This window comes from Sulfitobacter sp., assembly GCF_041552635.1.
In the GTDB taxonomy this organism is placed as follows: Bacteria; Pseudomonadota; Alphaproteobacteria; order Rhodobacterales; family Rhodobacteraceae; genus Sulfitobacter.
On sequence record NZ_JBFEKM010000326.1, the window covers coordinates 1 to 2,020 of the forward strand.

Below are 2,020 nucleotides of genomic sequence, written 5' to 3' on the forward strand. Positions count from 1 at the left end.
CATAGGCATTGTAAATCGCTTCAGCACCCTTCTGATCATAATAGGATCCGCGCCACGGCCCTGCTGGATCAGTTCCAGTGACCCGCTTGACATGATCGCAAGTCGCCATGATGCAGTCATGATCATGCCATGCGAATGGGGTCCGCAACCAAATGGCGCGGGTTTCTTCGACGTGCTGCTGCATAGGTCAGGTACCTTCGATGGTATAGGTTCGATTAGAATTAGCTGCAACGAACGAACAAAAGCTGTCGCTGGCGAAGCCCGCCAGGCGTGCCCGTTCACGCTGCGATGTGTCCGTATAGGTGCCTGACGGGGTCCGAGATCTTCCCACCTCACCAGAGCGGGCCAAAATCGACGGGGAATAGACACGCTTCAGGTTGTCTGGCCCGCCCTCTACAGCGTCGCTGAAGTTGGCGGATTGCATTGTCAATCGATAGGAAAACCGCAGGGCGGTGCCGGGCCGCATCCCTTCATCGTGCTTCACAATGACATGATAGCAAGTCAGCGACCGCCCTTTGACCTTGTCGTCATCGGCACGCATCGCTTCCATTGTTTCCCGGTCGACATAAGGAATCGAGAACGTGTATCGCGGACTCGTTCCGTCGCGGGTATCTTTGACTGTCGGGGCCTTGTGCATATTGTTGCCGTTAACATCTACCGTGCCGATCCACTCGTGACCGTCGGCAATCAGCACCCCAATGCCATCCCACAGACGCACATCCTGGTCTTTGAACGCATAGTGAAAGCAGCGACGCGTTGACGCGCGGATATCAAACGTGTCGTCTGCCCCGCCGGTGGCGTTCAGCAGTTCAGCTTCAAAACTCATACCATCGCCTCGATAAAGCGGATTTGCCCTGGCTGCGTGAACAGCCCGTAGCTGAACGCCCCGGCAAATTCCGCAGGGTTTTGACATGTCACAAGCATCTTCGGACGGAACAACATCACGTCACCCAATGAAGCAGCACGCCGCATAGGCGGCTGAACTTCCACAGTGGCCACGTCGCTGGAATCGTAACTGATATCCATGATGACATGGGCGAAATCAAATCCTTCAAGGCTAAATCCTACCACGTGACCGATCGCCAAAACCCGCCCCAAGCCGGACATATCTACTTTGCAGGTATCAGCGCCCTTCAAAGCAGCAGCCGCAAGCGCTGCAGATGGGGAATATGCCCAATTTTCACCACTCCCCCAAGGCTGCCCCTCAGACCAAGGTATTCCATTGCCATACCCTGCATCGCCGATTGCCGATGAAGCCAGCAACTGATCTGAAAGATAAAGCGGTACACGCATGATCGATTGGTTCATCACCCGGCTGTAGGTCCAGCTGGCGTTCAGGTTGGACTGTCGGCGCAATTCGGGAAAGGTCATCGTCAAGCTGGCCCGCCCCCCGGGTTCAGGGCTTTGAATTGACACCCCGCCAAGCGTCAAACCACCCTGGATAGACTGCCCACCAGCAATAAAGGTCTGGCTGTTCGGGATGATGTCAGATCGCCAATCATAGACCTTTGGAACGTATGGCATCAAAGCGCCCCATCCGTGCTTAGCTGCTGCTGCCAACCTGACAGGCTGTCTTTCACCAAATCATAGGTCTGCTGCCCTGATTGCCGCGCAATGCTCTTAACGTAGCCCTGAAGATTGCCGTTATTGTCGACGGAAACACCAACATCAACCTTCATGCTGCCACCCTGACCCCCGGCCATGCGTTTTGAAATATCATGCGGGATGATCCGCGTGCCGTTTGGCAAATCCATGATTTCGCCGCCGCGTTCGTTCACCGCGGTCAAGCCGCCCCGCCAGTGATTTGTACCGCTTGCATTGGCCCCGATCGACGTCAACAGCTTGCCAAGGATGCCGAATATACCACCGCCGCCACCGCCCATCGCAGACCGCATGATGGAATTTTGCAAAGCGACCTCAGCGATACGCTTCAAAAGATCGCCAAGAACTTGCATCGGCTTTTTGACGCCGTCTACAATTTGCATCAGCATCCCCGATATCGACCGGGCCCCCTCTTTGG

The 2,020-nt window shown here is 55.5% G+C and carries 2 protein-coding genes and 2 pseudogenes; all 4 read right to left on the reverse strand.

Annotated elements, in window-relative coordinates:
- Nucleotides 1–184 (reverse strand): annotated as a pseudogene (locus ABYT07_RS20700) (hypothetical protein); the annotation flags it as partial.
- 3 nt (nt 185–187) lie between these two features.
- Nucleotides 188–826, reverse strand: coding sequence for a hypothetical protein (locus ABYT07_RS20705; RefSeq protein WP_372993888.1), 639 nt, complete (start codon nt 824–826; stop codon nt 188–190).
- Nucleotides 823–1,524 carry a hypothetical protein gene (locus ABYT07_RS20710; RefSeq protein ID WP_372993889.1) on the reverse strand — a complete coding sequence of 234 codons (702 nt, stop codon included), beginning with the start codon at nt 1,522–1,524 and terminating at the stop codon, nt 823–825. The genes ABYT07_RS20705 and ABYT07_RS20710 overlap by 4 nt, the downstream gene beginning before the upstream one ends.
- Nucleotides 1,524–2,020: pseudogene (locus ABYT07_RS20715) on the reverse strand (hypothetical protein); the annotation flags it as partial. The pseudogene ABYT07_RS20715 and the gene ABYT07_RS20710, both read right to left, overlap by 1 nt.

Bases quoted from the DNA above. Each gene is read 5' to 3' on its own strand.
- ABYT07_RS20710 (WP_372993889.1), bottom strand. From the start codon at position 1,524: ATGCCATACGTTCCAAAGGTCTATGATTGGCGATCTGACATCATCCCG.
- ABYT07_RS20705 (WP_372993888.1), bottom strand. From the start codon at position 826: ATGAGTTTTGAAGCTGAACTGCTGAACGCCACCGGCGGGGCAGACGAC.